Source organism: Lutibacter profundi (genome assembly GCF_001543325.1).
GTDB lineage: Bacteria > Bacteroidota > Bacteroidia > Flavobacteriales > Flavobacteriaceae > Lutibacter > Lutibacter profundi.
In genome coordinates this window covers 2,032,710-2,053,592 of sequence record NZ_CP013355.1, presented here as the reverse complement: position 1 = coordinate 2,053,592, position 20,883 = coordinate 2,032,710, and the positions used below count along the sequence as shown (strand labels likewise).

At 27.6% G+C, this 20,883-nt stretch carries 20 protein-coding genes; 7 read left to right on the top strand and 13 right to left on the bottom strand.

Annotation, left to right across the window (positions count from 1 at the left end; genetic code table 11):
* Positions 1–3 precede the first annotated feature (3 nt).
* The 9 genes from Lupro_RS09065 to Lupro_RS09030 form a co-directional block, all read right to left on the bottom strand.
* A complete protein-coding gene (locus tag Lupro_RS09065) occupies positions 4–1,632 on the bottom strand; it encodes a S41 family peptidase (protein ID WP_068209036.1) in 1,629 nt (542 codons plus the stop codon).
* Positions 1,632–2,051 carry a deoxycytidylate deaminase gene (locus Lupro_RS09060; RefSeq protein ID WP_068209034.1) on the bottom strand — a complete coding sequence of 140 codons (420 nt, stop codon included), beginning with the start codon at positions 2,049–2,051 and terminating at the stop codon, positions 1,632–1,634. The genes Lupro_RS09065 and Lupro_RS09060 overlap by 1 nt, the downstream gene beginning before the upstream one ends.
* A gap of 57 nt (positions 2,052–2,108) precedes the next feature.
* Positions 2,109–2,693 carry a HupE/UreJ family protein gene (locus Lupro_RS09055; RefSeq protein ID WP_068209032.1) on the bottom strand — a complete coding sequence of 195 codons (585 nt, stop codon included), beginning with the start codon at positions 2,691–2,693 and terminating at the stop codon, positions 2,109–2,111.
* Between the two features lie 52 nt (positions 2,694–2,745).
* Positions 2,746–4,239: an aminotransferase class V-fold PLP-dependent enzyme gene (locus Lupro_RS09050; protein WP_068209028.1), complete on the bottom strand. Its 1,494-nt coding sequence runs from the start codon at positions 4,237–4,239 to the stop codon at positions 2,746–2,748.
* A gap of 42 nt (positions 4,240–4,281) precedes the next feature.
* A complete protein-coding gene (locus Lupro_RS09045; protein ID WP_068209025.1) occupies positions 4,282–6,282 on the bottom strand; it encodes a protein-disulfide reductase DsbD family protein in 2,001 nt (666 codons plus the stop codon).
* Positions 6,283–6,637: 355 nt separating this feature from the next.
* Positions 6,638–7,315, bottom strand: coding sequence for a response regulator (locus tag Lupro_RS09040; protein WP_068209023.1), 678 nt, complete (start codon positions 7,313–7,315; stop codon positions 6,638–6,640).
* A 4-nt stretch (positions 7,316–7,319) separates the two neighbouring features.
* A complete protein-coding gene (locus tag Lupro_RS09035; RefSeq protein WP_082703888.1) occupies positions 7,320–9,314 on the bottom strand; it encodes a tetratricopeptide repeat-containing sensor histidine kinase in 1,995 nt (664 codons plus the stop codon).
* A gap of 155 nt (positions 9,315–9,469) precedes the next feature.
* The gene (locus tag Lupro_RS13550) at positions 9,470–9,646 is read right to left on the bottom strand and encodes a hypothetical protein (protein WP_158499561.1); all 177 of its coding nucleotides are present in this window, start codon (positions 9,644–9,646) and stop codon (positions 9,470–9,472) included.
* A 243-nt stretch (positions 9,647–9,889) separates the two neighbouring features.
* Positions 9,890–10,615 (bottom strand): LytR/AlgR family response regulator transcription factor, encoded by a 726-nt coding sequence (locus Lupro_RS09030; protein ID WP_068209018.1) that lies wholly within the window; start codon positions 10,613–10,615, stop codon positions 9,890–9,892.
* A 232-nt stretch (positions 10,616–10,847) separates the two neighbouring features.
* Here Lupro_RS09030 and Lupro_RS13545 point away from each other — a divergent pair, with 232 nt between their 5' ends.
* On the top strand, positions 10,848–11,012 hold the full coding sequence (locus Lupro_RS13545; protein ID WP_158499560.1) for a hypothetical protein: 165 nt from the start codon (positions 10,848–10,850) through the stop codon (positions 11,010–11,012).
* Positions 11,013–11,566: 554 nt separating this feature from the next.
* On the opposite strand, the gene Lupro_RS09025 is transcribed toward Lupro_RS13545, so the two are convergent.
* From Lupro_RS09025 to Lupro_RS09010, 4 genes are all read right to left on the bottom strand, one after another.
* A complete protein-coding gene (locus tag Lupro_RS09025; RefSeq protein WP_068209015.1) occupies positions 11,567–13,105 on the bottom strand; it encodes an FMN-binding glutamate synthase family protein in 1,539 nt (512 codons plus the stop codon).
* A gap of 28 nt (positions 13,106–13,133) precedes the next feature.
* A complete protein-coding gene (locus Lupro_RS09020) occupies positions 13,134–14,060 on the bottom strand; it encodes a patatin-like phospholipase family protein (protein ID WP_068209013.1) in 927 nt (308 codons plus the stop codon).
* Between the two features lie 120 nt (positions 14,061–14,180).
* Positions 14,181–14,753, bottom strand: coding sequence for a YceI family protein (locus Lupro_RS09015; RefSeq protein WP_068209010.1), 573 nt, complete (start codon positions 14,751–14,753; stop codon positions 14,181–14,183).
* A gap of 35 nt (positions 14,754–14,788) precedes the next feature.
* A complete protein-coding gene (locus tag Lupro_RS09010; RefSeq protein ID WP_068209008.1) occupies positions 14,789–15,262 on the bottom strand; it encodes an OB-fold protein in 474 nt (157 codons plus the stop codon).
* A gap of 517 nt (positions 15,263–15,779) precedes the next feature.
* On the opposite strand from Lupro_RS09010, the gene Lupro_RS09005 reads away from it, so the two are divergent.
* The 6 genes from Lupro_RS09005 to Lupro_RS08980 all read left to right on the top strand — a co-directional run bounded on the left by Lupro_RS09005 (position 15,780) and on the right by Lupro_RS08980 (position 20,820).
* Positions 15,780–16,022 carry a type II toxin-antitoxin system ParD family antitoxin gene (locus Lupro_RS09005; protein ID WP_068209005.1) on the top strand — a complete coding sequence of 81 codons (243 nt, stop codon included), beginning with the start codon at positions 15,780–15,782 and terminating at the stop codon, positions 16,020–16,022.
* Positions 16,019–16,321, top strand: coding sequence for a type II toxin-antitoxin system RelE/ParE family toxin (locus tag Lupro_RS09000; RefSeq protein ID WP_068209003.1), 303 nt, complete (start codon positions 16,019–16,021; stop codon positions 16,319–16,321). Before Lupro_RS09005 ends, Lupro_RS09000 begins: the two co-directional genes overlap by 4 nt.
* Before the next feature lie 568 nt (positions 16,322–16,889).
* A complete protein-coding gene (locus Lupro_RS08995) occupies positions 16,890–18,893 on the top strand; it encodes a tetratricopeptide repeat protein (protein ID WP_068209001.1) in 2,004 nt (667 codons plus the stop codon).
* 6 nt (positions 18,894–18,899) lie between these two features.
* Complete coding sequence (locus Lupro_RS08990) at positions 18,900–19,700, top strand: response regulator transcription factor (RefSeq protein WP_068208999.1); 801 nt, start codon at positions 18,900–18,902, stop codon at positions 19,698–19,700.
* Positions 19,701–19,894: 194 nt separating this feature from the next.
* On the top strand, positions 19,895–20,200 hold the full coding sequence (locus tag Lupro_RS08985; RefSeq protein ID WP_068208997.1) for a hypothetical protein: 306 nt from the start codon (positions 19,895–19,897) through the stop codon (positions 20,198–20,200).
* A 203-nt stretch (positions 20,201–20,403) separates the two neighbouring features.
* Positions 20,404–20,820 carry a hypothetical protein gene (locus Lupro_RS08980; protein WP_144439127.1) on the top strand — a complete coding sequence of 139 codons (417 nt, stop codon included), beginning with the start codon at positions 20,404–20,406 and terminating at the stop codon, positions 20,818–20,820.
* Positions 20,821–20,883 lie beyond the last annotated feature (63 nt).

Sequence of the window (20,883 nt, the reverse complement as noted above, 5' to 3'; positions counted from 1 at the left end):
TTTTTAATTTGTGCTTTTTTCTAATTCTAACACTTTTGAAATCATATTGTCTTTTTTCTGAACAATCTTTAAATAACCTGTTTCTCCAAATAAATTTCTAGCTACTAAAGCTTTAAAATAAATTTCCATATTTTCTCTTGAGTTATCAGAAATAGACTTCTTTAAATCTAACTGTTTTAGGTATATATTAAAAATTTTATTGTCTTTATCAAAGTCCTTTACAAAATTGTCTAATTTCCATTTATTCATTTCCTCTCTATGATTATCAACATATTTAAAAACAAAATCATTCAATTTACCATATAACCTATTGCTAAAACTATTTAAGGTATCAATAGGAACAAAAACATCTGGTATAATACCTCCGCCGCCATAAACAATTTTCCCTTTTGGAGTTGTATATTTTAAATGGTCATCAACTTTAATACTATCTTTTGAAATTAATTCTCCATTATGAATTCTTTCAATATAATCATTATTATATGCTTTTGTATCTTTTGAGTTATATGGTTTTTGGATTGATCTTCCTGTTGGTGTATAGTAACGAGATGTTGTTAACCTTACAGCTGAGCCATCACCTAAATCCATTTCTTGTTGTACTAATCCTTTCCCAAATGAACGTCTTCCTACAATAACACCTTTATCGTTATCTTGAAGAGCTCCCGCAACAATTTCACTAGCAGAAGCAGAGTTTTGATTAATTAGAACATACACTTTCCCTTTTTCAAAATCTCCATCACTTGTGGCATATGATTTATTTACTTCTCCATTTTTATTTTTGGTAAAAACTATTAGTTTTCCATCTTCTAAAAATTCATCAACAATTTTCTCTGCAATGTCCATAAAACCACCCGGGTTTCCTCTTAAATCTAAAATTAAAGATTTCATCCCTTTTGAAATTAATTTATCTAAAGCTACTTTGAATTCGTTATAAGTAGTTCTTGCAAAACGATTAACCTCAATATATCCTAATGTATTGTTAATCATATAAAAAGATGGAACACTTTTTATAGAAACTTCACCTCGTGTAATAGGTATTTCTAAAATTTTATTAATTGATCGCCTGTAAATTGAAATATCAACATTTGTATCTGGTTCTCCTTTTAATGCCTTAATTACTGCTTCATTAATTTTTCTATTCCCTACAAATGTTCCTATTTCATTCTCTTTAATTTTTGCTTTTTTAAGAATACTTTCACCAAATAGCGTGTCTTTATCTGCAATTATAATTCTATCTCCTACTTTCAATCCCGCCCTTTCACTTGGGCCTCCTTCAATAACACTTGTAACGGTAACAGAATCTTGATACATTAGAAAAGAGACACCAATACCAACAAATTTTCCTTGCATACTTTCAGTAACCTGTTGTAGGTCTTCTTTTGGAATATATACAGAATGAGGATCTAACTTTACCAACATATTGGTAATAGCATCATCTAACAAACTATCTGTATCTACTTCATCAACATAATCGTATTGTATGTAATTAATAAGTTTTTTTATTTTAACTTCATTTGAATTTGAACTAAATAAAACCGATTTATTTTTATAGTTAAATGTAGTACCAATAAAAATCCCTACTACAATAGAAAGCCCAATAAAAATTGGAATATTTACTTTTCTTTTAATCATTATTTTTTATTAATATGTGTTAACTCTACCCCTGCTTTTTCTAAAAAATCTAGACCCGAAGTATCTTTATATGCCTTTGCATAAACGACTCTTTTTATACCTGATTGATGAATTAATTTACTACACTCTTTACAAGGTGATAAAGTTATATACAGTGTTGAATTTTTACAAGATTGTGTTGAACTTGCAACTTTTAAAATTGCATTAGCTTCTGCATGTAATACATACCATTTTGTGTTTCCTCCTTCTTCACAACAATTTTCAAACCCTGTAGGAGTACCATTAAATCCATCAGAAATTATCATCCTATCTTTTACAATTAACGCGCCAACTTGTTTTCTTTCGCAATATGATAATTTTGCCCATTCAAATGCCATGCGCATATATGCTTGGTCATATTTCAATTGTTTTTTTTGCATAAATTTTTTAAATGACTACGAAAGTAGTAAGATTCTTACAAAATCAATGTTAAATTTTCACCAAAAAATTGCGCCTTTAAGAATTGGAAGTACAATTCCAATAACAATGGAAGAAATTATAAGTACCCAATCTCGTTTTGAAAACCGAAAAATATGTTGAAAAATAAATCCTACAATTAAAACAATAGTTACAATTACTATTTGAGCTAACTCTACACCTAAAGCAAATTCTAATAATGGAATAAATTTATTATGTGTTGTTCCAACTAGCAATTTAAAATAGCTAGAAAATCCAAAACCATGAATTAAGCCAAAAAATAAGGCGAAAAGTAGATTTATGTTTGTTTTGGTGTTTTTTGTTGTATTTTTAATAAAAATGATATTTGCTAATGCCGTTATTATAATTGTAACTGGTATTAAAAACTCTATCCATTTATAGGATATTTCAACAATGTTATATGCTGCAAGTATTAGAGATAGTGTATGGCCAACTGTGAATAATGTAATTAGCCAAATTATATTTTTTATGTTTTTAAAATCATAAATAACAGCTAAAGCTATTAAAAACAAGATATGATCATAAGCATTCCAATCTAATACATGGAAAAGACCTTGCCTAACGTAAAAAATGAAATTGTCCATTAAAATTTAATTTTTTTCTTTCAAATATAGAAAAAATTGTATCTAAAAAACCCTACTCAAACAAATTGTTTACAATAGCTTTTTCGATGGGTTTAGCTGAATTGTGAGTAAATTCATTTTTTGTAGCGTTATAGGTATATTCTTTACCCCATTCCTCATAATTTTTCGCTACTTGCTTTATACTATCACACACATAAAATACTTCCTTGTTTGTTAATGTTGGATGAATAGACATGCGAACCCATCCTGGTCGTTCAATTAAGCATCCGTCACTAATTTGCTCTTCAATATTTTTTGAAGTTTGTGGATCTACATGTAAAAGAAAGTGACCATAAGTACCCGCACAACTACAACCTCCACGAGTTTGAATGCCAAATCTATCATTTAACAACTTCACTATTAAATTAAAATGTGCCCCTTCAATAAAAAAAGAAAAAATACCCAACCTATTTGTATGTTGACCTGCTAATAGCTTTAAGTTTGGCACCTTAGAAAGTTGTTCAAAAATAATATCATTAATCTCATGTTCTCTATCTAACATATTTTCAGTTCCCATTTCTTCTTTTAACTGAATTGAAAGTGCAATTTTAATTGTTTGTAAAAAACCTGGTGTGCCACCATCTTCTCTCGTTTCAATATCATCAATATAATCTCTATTACCCCAAGGGTTTGTAAAGTTTACTGTTCCTCCACCCGGATTGTCAGGTACAATATTTTTATATAGTTTTTTATTAAAAATTAATACTCCTGAAGTTCCTGGGCCTCCTAAAAATTTATGTGGTGAGAAAAAAATAGCATCTAAATAAGCCTCTTTCTTTTTGGGATGCATGTCAATTTTAACATAAGGTGCTGAACAGGCAAAATCCACAAAACAAAGTCCTCCTTTTTTATGAATTATCTCTGCTATTTTATAATAGTCTGTTCTTATTCCTGTTACATTTGAACAAGCGGTTATTGAAGCTATTTTTATGGGGCGGTCTTTATATTTGGTTAGTAGTTTTTTAAAACTCTTAAAACAAACTAGGCCAGATTTTTGATAAGGAATTATTTCAACATCTGCTATTGTTTCTAACCAAGATGTTTGGTTAGAATGGTGTTCCATATGCGTTATAAATACAATTGGCTTTAAAGCATCAGGTACTTTAGTATGTTCTTTTAAGTTTTCGGAAATTTTTAATCCTAAAATACGCTGAAACTTATTAATAACACCTGTCATACCTGTTCCTTCTGTTATTAAAACATCTTCTTCATTCGCATTTACATGTTGCTTAATTATATTTCTTGCTTTGTGATAGGCTGTAGTCATTACTGAACCTGTAATTGAGGTTTCTGTATGGGTATTGGCCACAAATGGACCAAATTTGTTTAACATTCTTTCTTCAATAGGGCGGTATAATCTTCCGCTTGCAGTCCAATCTGTATAAATAATTTCCTTTTCTCCATGGGGAGATTCAAATGTTTGATTAATTCCTACAATATTTTTTCTGAATTGCTGAAAATAATCTTCTAACTTAGAAGAAGGTATTTTTTGTTTATAACTACTCATTATTCGTTTGTTAGTTTACTAATTTAAAAAGTGAAAATTGAATTATTTAAAATTCGCTATTCCTTCTTTTAGCCATTTATAATATTCGTCTACATCAGGTGTATATGCAACAGGGTCATTTAAATTCTCTTCGTTATGATTCATTAAGACATAAAAAGGTTGTGCATTTGCTCCGTATTTTATGGTTTGCATTTCACTCCATTTTTGACCTATGTATCTTAATTTTTTCCCAGGGCGTAATTTAGAATCAATCTCTTCTCCATTGGGAAGTTTTCTTTTATCATCAACGTATAAAGAAATTAAAACGACATCGTTTTTAAGAATTGGTAATATTTTATCTTTCGCCCAAACGTTTTGCTCCATTTTTCTACAATTAACACAAGCGTGACCAGTAAAATCTAATAGTACTGGTTTATTTACTTTTTTAGCATACGCCAATCCTTTATCATAATCATTAAAAGCTAAAATATTATGAGGCGCCATGATATGAGCACCTTCAGGAATTTCAGAATGATTTTTATTTGAACCAACACCTTCGCTAAGTTTTGTAAATCCTATTCCGTAAGGTGATTCTGCATAATGTTGAGCCGGTGGAAAAGCACTAATTAAATTTAATGGCGCTCCCCATAAACCAGGAATCATATATATAGTAAATGACAGTGTTATTAACCCTAAAGTAAGTCTTCCAACAGAAATATGTGTTAATGGAGAATCATGTGGTAATTGTATTTTTCCGAAAAGATACAGTGCTAAAGTTCCAAAAATTGCAATCCAAATTGCTAAAAATACTTCACGTTCTAACCAATGTAATTGCAACACTAAATCGGCGTTTGATAAAAATTTAAATGCTAATGCTAGTTCTAAAAATCCTAAAACTACTTTTACTGTATTTAACCAGCCTCCCGATTTTGGTAACGAATTTAACCAACCAGGGAAAGCAGCAAACAACGCAAAAGGAATTGCCAATGCTAGTGAAAATCCTAACATTCCAACAATTGGCCCTACATGATTTCCTCCTGCAGCAGCTTGTACTAACAAGGTACCTACAATTGGCCCTGTACAAGAAAATGAGACAATTGCAAGTGCTAATGCCATAAAAAAGATGCCTATTATTCCTCCTCTATCTGCTTGCTCATCAACTTTTGTTCCCCAAGAACTTGGTAAAACTATTTCAAAAGCCCCTAAAAAGGAAACTGCAAATATTACTAGTATAACAAAGAAAAATACATTGAACCAAACGTTTGTAGATAGTGCATTTAAAGCATCTGCTCCAAAAAAGAATGAAACCAACCAGCCTAAAGCAACATAAATAATTATAATTGAAGCGCCATAAATAAGTGCATTCTTAATTCCTACAGCCTTACTTTTACTTTGTTTTGTAAAAAAACTAACAGTCATTGGAATCATTGGAAAAACACAAGGCGTTAACAATGCGGCAAACCCCGATAAGAAAGCGATAAGAAATATGGTTAATAAACTTTTATCTAATGGTTTTTTCTCTTTTTTTAATTTGGTTTCAATTTTTGTTTCAGTAGATTTTGCTGTTTCATTTTTTTCTTTTGTGTTGAAATTTACAGTTGTTATTCCTTTATTAGCTGGAATTGAAAAATCTAGATCTACAAATGTGGGTGGTAAACAACTTGAATCATCACAAACCATAAACTCAACTTCTCCTGTAATTTTAAAATTGCTTTTTGAAAGAGTTTTAACCCGTTGTTTGAATACAGCTTTATTTTCAAAATATTTTATGTTCATATTAAAAACAGCATCAAAAACAGTATGCCCTTCTTCTTCTGAAGTTTTTCCTACTAACTCATAATCATCTATTTTTACAAATGTGAAATTGGTTGGTATTGGACCATCTTCAGGTACATTTTGAGAATATAAATGCCAGCCATCTTCAATAGTTGCTTGAATTATTAAATCATATTCTGTCTCCGATACTTTTTCAATAGAAGTTGACCATTTTACAGGATTAAGAATTTGTGAAAAACTTGAAGCACTTATTATTAAAAAAAATAGAATTGCAATTGTTTTCTTCATATTAAAAGCTTGTTTCTTTAGTTATAATTTGCCAAAATTAAACAATAATAGTTAGTATGTCGTTTTATTAACTATTTTACCTTTGTTAAGCGTGTTAAATTTTTCATAAAATATTTAATTTTATTCTCTTTTAAATGAAAATTATTTATTTACAGACTAAAAATAGGCTTTTTGCCTACTTTAAAAGGCACAATCCATAAACTTTCCGAAATATTTAAAAATAAATTAAAAATTTCTTTTTTTGCATTAAAAATAATCTAAATTTGAAATAGCTATAAGAATAAACAAACAACCCCTAATTGTTTTTATAGTAAAAACAGCCCCAAAGTTTTATAATTAAAAAGGGTTTATCTAATTAGATAAACCCTTTTTCTTTTGCTTTTAAAATTAGTCCTCTATCATCACTCTCATTAACGTCAAATAATATTTTTAGCTGCTTTTTTCTTTTTTCAAGACCCGCCTTAGACATTGGAATAATCTTAGGAAGTTGTTTCATTTTGGTACCTATAGACATTTCATACAGTAATTGCCTATCAATTTTATCTAATCTGTAATCTAATGAAGTTTGATTTCTAAATAATTCTAACACCGATTTACTATAATACGGTACATTATCCATTACCGTTTTTATGCAAGCTATTAATTCTTCTTTGTTAACATCGTTTTTAATTAAAAACCCATCTGGGTTAACATTTTTAAGAATTGCTTGAATTCTATAATTATCATTAAAGGTTGTGGCAACAATAATTTTACAGGTTGGTAGTTGTTCTCTAATTTTAATTCCTAAATCTTCTCCTGATAAAATTTCCCCGTCGGTTGATGGAGGTAATGAAATATCTAAAAAAACAATATGTATACTTTTTGCTTTTGAAACAGCATCTATTTTTCGAATGGCATCATCACAATTATGAACTATTGATATGCTAAAATTAATTTTATTATTTTCAGAACTTATAAATTCAAAAGCACTTTTGTAGGCGTCAGCAATTATAGGATGATCATCAATTATTAATACATTGTAAATTTTACTCATAACTTTAACTTTGTATAGGGCATGATACAAATATAACAGTTCCTTTATTAAATGTTGAATTTATTTTAAAAGTACCATTCAATTTACGAACTCTAGATTTCATATTTTTTATTCCAATTCCTTTTCTTTTCTCAAAAATATCAAACCCTTTTCCATTATCTTTAATTAGCAAACTTAAGGTATTTCCTTTTATTTTAAACTCTATTTCTACGTTACTTGCGTGTGCATATTTTATTATATTTTGCAATGCTTCTTGTAAAATTCTGTACAAATTTATTTTTATTGCATCATTAATTTTATCCCAATGTATTTCTTTATCATAAAACGTTTTGTATTCAAAATTTCCTAAACTGCTTTTTTGTTCTATTAAATTATCAATAATTTTAAAGAAATCTTTTTTTGATGATAAAATTTCATTTTTCAATTCATGTGAAATTGTTCTAATCTCTTTTTCAATAGTTTGAAGTTCATCTATAAAAAATTGATGCTTTTTTATAGCGCCTTCATCTCCATTAATTTTTAAAAATCCGAGCCCAATTCTAGTACCAAAAATCTTTCCTAAAACACCGTCGTGTAAATCTTCTGAAATTCTATGCCGTTCTTTTAAACGCCCTTCTTCTAATTTTGACTGCTGTTTAAGCATTAAAGAAAAAATTTCTTCATTCGATTTTTGCTGTTCTCTTTCAAAAATCAACTCTTTATTTTTAGCTCTTTGAACTCTTAAAAAATAAGCGAAAGAAAGGATTAAAATAGTAAAAAAAGCTCCAACTGAAATTAGTATTTTTTGTTGTGAAAGTTTTTCAGTTTCTTTAATATATTCATCAGTTTCAAAACGTATTCTTGTAAATTTATTTCTTATTTTTCGCTCTTCAATTTGAAGACTATCATTTAAGTGAACATAATTCTTTAAATAAGTATTTGACTTTTTATTATCTATTTTTGAAAGTAGTAACAATGATTTTAATTTATCACGGTTATTTTCTATTTTATTCGCTAAATCATGTGCTTCGGTTGCTAATTTAATAGCCTTTGAGGTATCTTGTTTTAAGGCATACAACTCTGCTAAATGCAATTTATTAACCACAATTCCTGAGATGTTTTTAACGCTATCTCTTATTTTTAAAGATTTATAAAGCTCTTTTACAACATTGGTAGTATCTCCATCTAAAAATTTGGTATAAGCAATATTATCTATCAACCGTGCATAAAAATTAATATCTCGTTTTTTTAGATTGCTATTATTTAAAGCCTTTTCAAAACTCTCAATGGCTTTTTCATAATCTTTTAATTTTTGATAAACCAAACCTAAATTACTTAAGCTACCTTCTTTATAAAGTCTTTTTTCTTTGACATTTTTAAGATATTCTAATGCTTTGTTATGATAATAAATTGCTCTATTAAACTCATTAAGGTTGTAATAAATTAAGCCTAAATAATTATAGCATTGATATAAATTTAAATCTTTACCTAATTTTTTAAAAATAGTTATCGCCTCAAAAATAGAAACCTCACTCCCAGTATAATCTTTTAAAAGTCCTTCAATATAGCCCATATTGTACAGCATTTTTGCTGTATAAGATTCGTTTTTTATTGATTTAAACTTCTTATACGCCTCATGATAATGAAAATATGCACTATCTATAATTTCTTTTCTTGTGTAATACGAGCCATAATTCCAATGTGCATCGCCAATTCTAAAAGTATCACGAAGTTTTGTAGATAATAATAGTGCTTTCAGGTTTACTTTTCTAAATAATTCATCATTTCCTAAATCAAATGCTACTAAGGCTATTTTTGATAATAATTTATTTTTAACAAAATCTGATTTTTGACGTTTTGTAGCTTCAAAGGCTTTATTTAATGAATTTTCTCTTTTAAATTGTGTGTTTTTGACGTTTTTTGATTGCTTAATCCAATTCGAAATACTATCTATTTCTGTATTTTCATTTTTTTTATCACTATTCTTATTTTCACTACAAGAAACCAAGGTCAGTGACATATAAAAATAAAATACATGTATTATTATTGTTTTGAATTTAACTCCCAATGGTTATGTTTTTAAACAAATCTAATAAAAAAAGCCCTAAACAATTAAGTTTAAGGCTTTTTTTATAATTAAAATAAATATAGTTAAATATGCGTTAAAGCAATTGGTTAATCTCTATCGTTCATTACTTCGGCAGTACCTTCGTCTCCTGTAGCATAAACATTGATATCAATAGTATTAGGGTTGTAAAGTGTTTCATCTGCAGAAAGTTGATCGTCAGAAGTACAAGCTGTAAATGCCATTAAAAATAAGGAAAAAGCGAAAATAAATTTAATTGATTTCATAATATTGGGGTTTTAAAATTAAAATATAGGTTAAATTGTTTTTTAGTACTTTAAAACACAAACATAGTTTTTTAAGAAGAACTTTATTATTTACAAACTAATAAATTAGTGAAAACATACCGTTTGTTAGTGAAAACATACTATTTATTAGTGAAAACATACCGTTTATTATATAAAACAGGTATTTTATTTGTAAAACAATACTGTTTATTTATAAAATAGCACCATTTAATTATTTTATAACTAATTTACAGAGATGTAAGAATACTCTGCTAAATCTTTATTTATACTTTCAATATTCTCAATATAAGTTTTAGTAAAGGGTACCTCATAACTATTTCTTTTAATAGTACACGTAAGTTTCCCATATTGAATTCTTGAAATAAAATTTTTATTTATAATGTAGCTTTTATGAATTCTATGAAAATTATTAGGAAGTATGCTTTCAAAAGTTTTAAGGGTTTTATAGGCACTAATAATTGAGCCATCATTCATATAAAAATCTGTTGCATTATTATCTGCTTTTAAAAAAAGGATCTCATCTGTTTTTAAGTATTGATAATCTTTATACGATTTTAAACAAATGTTTTTTCTAGATTGTGCAGGAATCTTTTTTAAAACCTTTAAAACCGTTTTTCTAATATCCAATTCAGTCAACGGGCTTAACAAAAAATCAAAAAAACCATTTTTTATAACATCGTATACATTTTCTTTTGATGAAGATATTGCAATAAAAACAGGAAAGGTCTCCTTAAACAAATTTAACTCTTGTGTAAATTCAAACGGCTTATCAATAACATTTTCAATATTAAAAAAAACTAAATCAGGAGTTTCTTTTAGTACTATATTCATTGCTTTATCATAATCACACGAAGTACCAATGCAATTAAATTCGTAAAAATCTTCTAAAACATTCTTAATTCTTTGAATAGAGCGTGGGTTGTTATCTATAATAAAATAGTTGCGCATTTGGAGGGGTCAAATTTTGATGTTTGTAAATTTACTAAAATATTTGATATGTTTAGTAGGCTTTTTGCCTTCTTTTTTTATGGAAAAAGTAAAAAAAAATAAATTTAGTCTTACTAACTTTAAATTAATTATTTAACCAGATTTATTACACAGATAAATTAGATAGTTGTTTAATATATAGATAGTTATATAGTTATGTTAAAAAATAATTCTCAAATCTGGAGCTAAAAAAATGAAGAAAGTTAAAATTAAACCCGAAAAGAAGATGCGTAAAACAACAAATAATACAAATTCAGAAAATACAAATACTAATAATTCAACAAATAATTTTGAACAACAAATTAATAATTACCCAAAAGATATTCAAGGGTTATTTGAACGCTTAGGGATAGAATGAAAAATATTTACTATAAATTATTTGTGCTTTCTATTTTTTAAAATAAATCACTAAACTAATTTTCTATTATCTATGATAAAGTTGATTTCATAACCATAATACAGTTACCTCAAGGATTTTTATTTTAGTTTTGAGGCTGTCTGAAAAGCAATTATACTTGTCATTTTGAACAAAGTGAAAAATCCCAACATCTTGATATATAAGTGTTTAATTTCAAGGAGATTCTTCATTTACATTCAGAATGACACTTTTTAGACAGCCTCATTTTTTTTATCAAATTTTAAATTTAATGTTTTATCGTAATCTTATCAATTGCAAAACGACTTACCTACTATTGTTTTATTATTTTGATTTTAATTCATAAATTTAGATGGGTTTAGCACTTCATTTTATGTTTGGTTTTATTACTTCTTTTTTAGGCACTTTAACTCCTAGTATATTAAATCTGAATGCAGCTAAATTATTAAATAATATTAAGTATTTTTAACTGTTGCTATGGCTTTGATTTACTCTTTTTAAGTTATTATAAAACGTAAAGTAAAAATTGCGTTTTCTTAACTTATTGTTTTTAACAAACTTCCTTCTTCTATGTAGGGGAAAATATCATCATATTTTAAAACCGTATTCATATTAACTCTTCTGTTAATGTGTTTTCGTTTTAAATCGGCCGGATTTGCAACTCCAGTAGCAGCAATTAACTCACTAAAACTAAGTAATGTTTCCTTGTGAAAATTAGCTACTCTTTCTGATTTATCGTCTACATTTAATCCTTTCATCAACGATTTATTTTGAGTAGCAACTCCTACAGGGCACGTATTATTATTACATTGTAATGCTTGAATACAACCAAGAGATAACATCATAGCACGAGCACTATTTACCATATCTGCACCTAAAGCAATATTTCTAGCAATATGAAAACCGCTAATAATTTTTCCTGAAGCAATAATTTTAATATCCTTTTTTAAATTGAAACCAACCAATATGTCATACACAAACGCCAAGGCATCTCTTAAAGGCATCCCAATAGAGTTAGAAAATTCAACAGGTGCTGCTCCTGTTCCTCCTTCACCTCCATCAACCGTAATAAAATCGGGCTTTATCCCTGTTAAAACCATTGCTTTACACAAATCTATAAATTCTTGTTTTTTACCAACACACAATTTAAAGCCAATTGGTTTTCCTCCAGATTTTTCTCTTAATAATTGTATAAAATTCATCAATTCTTCTGCGGTTGAAAAAGCAGCATGTGACGGTGGAGAAAGTACATCAGTATGCGCTATAACACCTCTAATTGAAGCTATTTCTTTTGTATTTTTAATTGCAGGCAATATACCTCCATGACCTGGTTTTGCACCTTGTGAAATTTTTATTTCAATCATTTTTACATTTTCAAGAATTGCTTTTTTAGCAAAAGTATCTTCACAAAAAGTGCCATCCTTTGTTCTACAACCAAAATAACCGGTTCCTATTTGCCAAATTAAATCACCTCCATTTTCTAAATGATAAGGGCTAAGCCCTCCTTCACCTGTATTGTGTGCAAACCCTCCTTTTTTAGCGCCTTTATTTAGTGCTAAAATGGCATTTTTACTTAATGATCCAAAGCTCATTGCTGAAATATTTAATAAACTTGCCGAATATGGTTTTTTGCAATTTTCCCCTCCAACAATCACTCTTGGATGAGCGTTTTTATCATTATCATTACAAGCATACATTGAATGGTCTAACCATTCATACCCTGCCTTGTAAACGTCCATTTGTGTGCCAAAAGGAACAGTATCATTTGTGTTTTTAGCGCGCTGATACACCAAACTTCTAAACATTCTATTAATAGGCCTTCCTTCTGTATCTGTTTCAACAAAATACTGCATTATTTCAGGACGAATATTTTCTAATAAATATCTTCCATGTCCTATAATTGGGAAATTATTTATGATTGCATGCTTTTTTTGTACAATATCATAAATCCCTACTAAAATAAGTGGACCAAAGAGTAGTAAACTCCATAAAATTGGTTTCCAATTAATTGAAATAACACCTATTACAAGTAGTAATATTACAGAAATAACAATAAATTTTTCTCGTGCTTTCATTCTTTTGTAAGTATTAATTGAGTTTGTATTACATATAATTTATTTCACCATCAGGCATAAAACAATGGCAAATTGGGTCTGTGTTCTCGGCAAAATTATATCCTTTTTCCCACCATTTTTTCATTTGTACAGGATTAAAAAACAATGGATTTTCTGTAAGTTTTTCAGGTAAAATCCAAAGTTTCACATCAATTTTAGATTGTTTTCCTTTTAGTTTTCCAATTAATATATCTTTTAAAGCACTTTGGTTAGATATAAATTTAAAAACTCCCATTAGTGATTGAAATGAGTTTGTATACATTTCTTCATCAACAATAGACTCTTCTTCGCTGTCTAATATAATAACATCTATTTCTGTAGCGCCATTTTCTATGGCGTGCAGCACTGGAACATGACTGCCAAAACCACCATCTGCATATTGACAATTGTCTTTTTTAAGTAAACTCATAAAAGGAACAAAATTTGCTGATGCCCACATCCAATCACAAAAATCTTCGTATTCACATTGATCCGCTTTTTTATATTCAACTTTTTGTTGAGTTAAATTTGAAACCGTAAAAGTTACATTGTTTAGTTGTTTTAATTTTTTAAAATCATCTTTAGAAATAACTTTTTGTATAAACTTTCTCAAATTTTTGCTCTGACCAAACGTATTGTATCCTTTTAAAAAAGATATAAGTGTGTTAAAGTGATTAATTTTAATATCAAACTTGCCATCCTCCTTCTCTCTAACTTTAAAAGGGTAGATATTAAATACATCTTTATTTGATAAGTTTGAAAATATAGTTTTTAATTCGTCAATTTTATTTATTGCCAAATGGCTTATTAATAGGCTTCCTACTGAACTACCCACAAACATATCATATTTATTACCTTCGTTTTTTATCAAATATTCAGCAACTCCACCTGCAAAAGCTCCTTTACTACCTCCGCCTGATATTACCAATGCCTTCATATTTTATATGTGTTTAACTATTAATTATTATCATGTTAACTAACACAAAGGTCTATAAAATAATTAAACCCTTTTAGATTTAATTCATAAAAGGGTTTAATTATTCTTATTTTTTTCTGTTTAATCTTCTTTTGTATATTCAGATTTTGAAGTAACATCTATGGTTTTTGCAATATTTGTTGAAGGTTTCCCTTTTTTAAAATTAATGTTATAATCGGCTAACGTAAGTTTTAGCTTGGTTTCAACAATTACTTTATTTCCTTTAACAGTAATAATTGCTGTTTCCGTAATAGGTTTTGTAACACCATGCAAAGTCATTTCTCCTTTTACAGTAGCATTATAAGTGCCATCTTTATCAAAATTAATATTGGCAATATTTGTAATTTGCCCTTTAAATTTAGATTTTGGATATTTTTTAGTATCTAAAAATTTTGAGCTGTTGTAATGTTTTTGCATCATTGCTTTTTCAAATTCAAACCCTTGCATTGGCACAGAATAAACGATAACTCCAGTTTCTGTATCTAACGTACTTATTACCTTAAAATTATCAGCCGTTATATCTTCTATAGCTGTGTGTGAAAAGAAATTAATATGACCTGCTTTACTAACCAATTTACTAACTGTTGGTGTTGTAAAGGCCAATGTTAATGCTAAAATTCCTGTTATTCCAATTGTAAAAATTATTTTTCTCATGTGTATTTGTTTTTAGTTATTATAGTTTCTATTTTTTAATTGTTTACGATATTGCATTTTTCAAGTATTACATCTTCATAAAATTCTAAATCTTCATCATAACCAGCTCCGGAACGAATTACACCTTTAATGGTAACTGTTTCTCCAATTTTTAAATTTTTTGCATTCATATTTGTTTCAGAAGTAAAAGTGCAACTCACACCAGCTTTCTCATTTACATCTTTTAGTAATATTACTTTTTGATGATTTAAATCTTCTGTTATTGAAGCTATAGTGCCTGTTACGGCAATAATTTTTGATTCCCCTTCATCCTGCAAATATTTTTCATTGGCTAATGTTGCATCTGTAAAATATTCTTGAACTAATGTTGAAGCTTTCATTTGATAATCTGGAGCTATTGCATGTATATTTCTATGAGGCTGATTAAACATATAGAAGATTATTCCTCCGCCTATAAGTAAGCCACTTAATACGATAATAATTCCCCATTTAATAATTTTTTTTTTCATTCCTTAAAATTTATAATTTTCATTTATGATGAATAAGTCTTACAAAATGTTAAATACTAACAAAAAAGTTAAAAAATATTTATTTTATGTTGAATTTGAGCTCTTTAAAATGAAGAAAAAACCTGCTAATTAAATAATTAACAGGTTTTAACACCTTAAACGGGTACTTTTTAAGGTAGTTAAGTGACGTATTATTGCTATTTTAAGCAATTATAAGTGCTAGAATTTAATTAATGGAAAAGTATATTGCCTAATAAAGACGGTTTATTCATTGAAAATGTTACCATACACTCTACAAAATTGGGTTTTTCATACTAGTTTTACTAGTAGGCCTTTTTCCTATTTTATAACAAAATACCTCTCGATAATCATAGTCCTCAAATTTAATGCAAGTTTTCCAAACCTAATGACACATTGGTTTATTTGGGTTAAACGGAATTATATCACCTGTTGTGTGTAATTTGAAAATTTTTTTGTGTTACCAAGATTTGGTATATTTGAGTAAAATTTATTTAAAATGGGAAAAAACACATCAATATCAATCGGTAATCATTTCGAGGAATTTATTCAAAATGAGGTTAAATCTGGAAAATATGGCTCTGTAAGCGAAGTTATTCGCTCTGCTTTGAGACTTCTTGAAAGAGAAGAGACTAAGGAAAAAGAACTAATTAAAGCTTTGAAAATAGGGGAAAAAAGTGGATTTATTGAAAATTTCAACCCCAAAGAAAATTTGAAAGAATTACACCGACAATATTTATGAATAAAAACAAATATCGCATAAGTGAACAGGCGATTAAAGACTTAAATGCCATTTGGATTTATACATTAAATAAATGGTCTAAAGAACAAGCTGATAGATATTACGACTTAATAATTGGAGAAATTGAGTTTATTTCTGACAAATTTTTGACTGGAAAATCAGCAGAGCAAACACGAAAAAATTATAGAGTGACTAAAATAAAATCACATTTGATTTTTTATAGAAAAATAGAAAACGACATTGTGGAAGTAATAAGAATTTTGCATCAAAGAATGGATATAAAAGAACGACTAGATTAAAAAAACTACACGCAACACCTCATAAAATTTATGTCTACATTTAAACTAAATAACGAACCTACAAACATTCAACAAATAATTTACTACAACCTAAAAATCTAACGGTTTTTATGTCGCACAAATCTTATAAAAAATCGTTCTTATACAATAGCCCATATTAGGTACTTGTTTGTACTGTGTTATATTTTCTCTTGGTTTTTTAGGTTGGCTATATTTTAATTTTTTATCTTTTTCAACTTCACAACATCTAATAAATAGATTCCACTTTTTAGAATTCTTTTTTTTATCGTTTGAAATGAGGTTATTTCCTGGAAATGGAATAAATTTTAAACAAAATTCATCAAATAAACAAGAGATATGTACAATTATAGAAAAGGGCCAAGTTTAACTAAATATTTAAAATTTTTGTCACTTTAAATATCGTCTTTTTTATATTAAATACGCTGTTTTCACATAAAGATCATCGTTAATTAAGGATACTATTGTGCTTGTAATGATTATAAATTAAGTGTATACTCATAAAATTTTGTTAAAATTTTATTTTTTTTCTTAAATTGTAACAAAAAACATGAAAAAGGTTCTTCTAATAATTGCAACACTCGTTTTTTTTAGTTCGTACGGTCAACAATCTAAAATTGATAGTTTGAAAAATGAATTAAATCATTCAGAAAATGACTCAACAAAAGTTAAAACCTTAGTGAAAATAGCTCAAGAATATTTCTATTCTGAGATAAAAGAGGGTTTAAAGTATGTTGATACCATTTTAATTGTTTCAAAAAAAAATAGTTTTAAACGAAATATTGGTTTTGCATATAATTATTATGGAAACTATCATATGTATAATGGTGAATATTCTAAAGCTGCAACATTTTTTAAAAAAGGATTGAAACAATATAAGGATATAAATTTCATTGATGGTCTATATGGTAATTACTCAAATCTAGGAAATGTTTATAGGTATAACCGAATGATTGACAGTTCTAAAGCATTCTACTTACTTTCTGAAGATTTAGTTATAAAACACAAATTAAAAAACCGATATACCTCTGTCTATAATAATTTAGCAGCTCTTTATTCCTACGATAATAATCACAAAAAGGCTATCCAATACTATTTACAAGCAATTGATAGTAGCTATCATTTAAAATCTAAAAAAAGACTTATTCCTGTTTATACTAATTTAGGAAACCTCTTACTAGATGTTAAAAACTATCAAAAAGCAGAAATTTATTTGAAAGAAGGTTATGAATTATCTAAAAATCTAAAACATAAACAAGGCTTAGCAGATACAAGCTTCTATCTCGCTAAGCTATATTCCGAAACTAAATCTAATAAAAAATTAGCAGAAACTATGTTTTTAGAAGCTATTGATATTTATAAAGACCTCAATGATTCAATGTATTTAATTGATGTATATTTAAACTTAGGTGATTTTTACTTTAACAATAACCAAATACCTAAAAGTATAATTTCAAAAAAAAATGCACTTGATATTGCTTCTAAAACTGAATTAGAAGATTACATATTTGGTGCAACATTAAGTTTAGCTAGGACTTATTTTAAAATAGGAAATATAAAAATTTCTAGTAAGTATATTAATTCTATTTTAAAGGATACCATCAATCCAAAATTTACAATTGAACAAAAAATAAGCTTATATAAATTAAAGTCAAAAATTGACTATAATTTTAAGAATTATAAATTGGCATACGAATACCAAACTAAATTTTCTAATTCACTAAAAGAATTTAATGAAATTAAAAATTTAAAAGAGCTTTCTGATATTGAAACCAAATACCAAACCGAAAAAAAAGAAAAGGAAAACCTTCAATTAAAACAAGAAAAAGCAGTACAACTATTAACTATTGAAAAAGAAAAACAAGAAAAATGGATTTTGGGTGGTGGTTTAGGTATTTCAATAATTACACTAGGTGTTGTTGGTTTTTACTACCAACAAAATAAAAAGAAAAAAAATATTATTGAAAACTTACAAAAAGAACTCCACCATAGAGTTAAAAACAACCTAGCAATTATCAATAGATTTATTGATGTTGTAAAAGAAGAATTTAACAATGAAGCTTTTGACGCTAAATTATCTGAATTGCAAAACCGTATTGGAAGTATTAATGAAGTGCACCAACAATTATATAACAATAAAGATGTCACCAATTTAAGTATGCAAAAGTATATTGAAAAGTTGAGTAAAAATGTTGCAAGCACTTTTCCAACTAAAAAAATTACTGTTACTCAACATATTAACCAATCGTTAAAACTAAAAGCCAATAAATCATTCCCCATTGGTTTAATTATTAATGAGTTTTTAACCAACTCTTTTAAATATGCATTTACAAATGATGATAAAGGTGAAATATCAATCCGTTTTAATGAAACTGATACCCACTATAATTTAGAATTAGCTGATGACGGACAAGGATTTTCTGATAATTTTAATAGTATAAAATCAAAAACTTTTGGATTAAGAATTATGAAATTATTAACCCAACAAATTAATGGCACCTTTGAGTTAGACGGTTCAAAAGGTGTTAAACTAACCATACAATTCCCAAAATAAAAATTTATGAAGCCACACATTTTAATAGTTGAAGATGAAGCCATTTTATATGATGGTTTATGTACGGCACTTGAAAAAGAACGATTTACTGTAGATGAATATACCAAAAATTTTGATGATGCTATTAAAAGAATAACGGCAAAAACCCCTAACATTGTTTTGTTAGATATAGATTTAGACGGCGAAAAAGACGGCTTAGATTTAGGTGAAATTTTAAACACTAAATATAAAATACCCTTTATTTACATTACAAATTTAGATAATGAAACAACCTTTCAACAAGGCTTAAAAACCAATCACGAACATTATATTGTTAAAACAAAACCCACATTAAATGTTAAAGAAATTGTACGTACCATACATACTGTGTTAAACCGAACACAAAAGAAAATTACCCCACAAAAAGGGTTAATGGGTGCTATAGATTTTAAAGAGAATATACGTAACAACTATAGTAATAATGAAATAACCAGGTTTCCAATAAATTTTGAAGATATTATACACATTACCAACAAAAATTTTACAACCAAAGAAGGTAAGAAAATATCCTTACAAGATAATTATGCCTGTATTGTTTCTAAAAATAAACAAACATTTCATTATTCTTCATTAAGTAATTTAAATCGGGTTTTACCATTAAACTTTGTACGTGTAAATGCCAATTTTATTGTGAATTTAGAAAAGGGAAGTTTTGATGGGCTAATAAATGGTTCTTATTTATCCATTAACAATACAAAATATAAAATAGAAAAAACATATAAAAAAGAAGTGCTAAAAAGAATTACCTCTTTTTATTTACAAAAGTAGATTTTCATTAAAAAAAAATACTATTTCATCTCTTTACCTAGGTAAATCATTAAATATTTCATATAAAATAATTCTTAACTACTATTGTTCAGCATTTGTTGAATAGTAGTAGTTTTTAGTACTTCAGCAAAAGTTAGACTCAAAATTAATAAAAATACCCTATTGGGTCTAAGGGTACTTAAAATTTAATAATTATGAAAAAATCTATTTATTTAGTTGCTTGTTCAATGTTGTTACTAACAAGTTGTGGAACGATAGGAATAGTTTCTACACCAACAAATTATCAAGGAAAAGGGCAAGAAGTGTCTTCAGAAAAAAAGGGTACTAATATTTTATCTCTTACACCTATGGATGCACACAAAGAATCTAAATTATTATTACAGGAATTAGATAATAAATGCACTAAAGGTGTAACAAATATTAGAACTACAGTTTCTTCAAAATTCTTTTTTATACTAGGATTTGAAAAAATACAAGTTACAGGAAACTGCAAAGAATAAAGGATACTATTGTTAAAGTAAAATTGCTATGAAAAAGATTATTAATACGTTAACACAAAAAAATGTCAGTTCGCTTGATTTTCAACAGAAAATTGTATCGAGAACCATTTTTAAAATCTGAAATTAATTTACAATACAAATCTCACTCATTAACATTCAATAAATGCACTAGAATTGACAAATATTCTTCAAATTTAATAACCATGAAAAAAATCACGAAAACACTACTTATAATAGGCGTATTATTACTAACCTTTTCTTGCTCTAAAGATGATGATAGTTCATTATCGTCTTTTAACCCTCCAAGTTGGATTATTGGTACTTGGCTAGATAAAACCGAACCCGAATGGACACAAGTAGGAGGTTTTAAATTTACAAACGATAATATAATTGATTTAAATGCCGAAGGCGTTGAAATTTTAAACTATAAGGTAGGTCTTCAAAGCGCTATTGATATTGGAATAACAACTATAGAAGAAATTATAACCAGCAATAGTTACGAAATAAGAATAACAACTAACGGGCTTACCAATCTTATTTACAAATTTAGTAAAGGTGCTACCAATACCATTGTTTATAAATTGACACCATCTATCGAAATAATTTTAACAAAGCAGTAAGTTTTAAAGGTAATTATTTACAGTGTTGGGAACAAACCGAAACACCAACTGAATTTTGGAGTA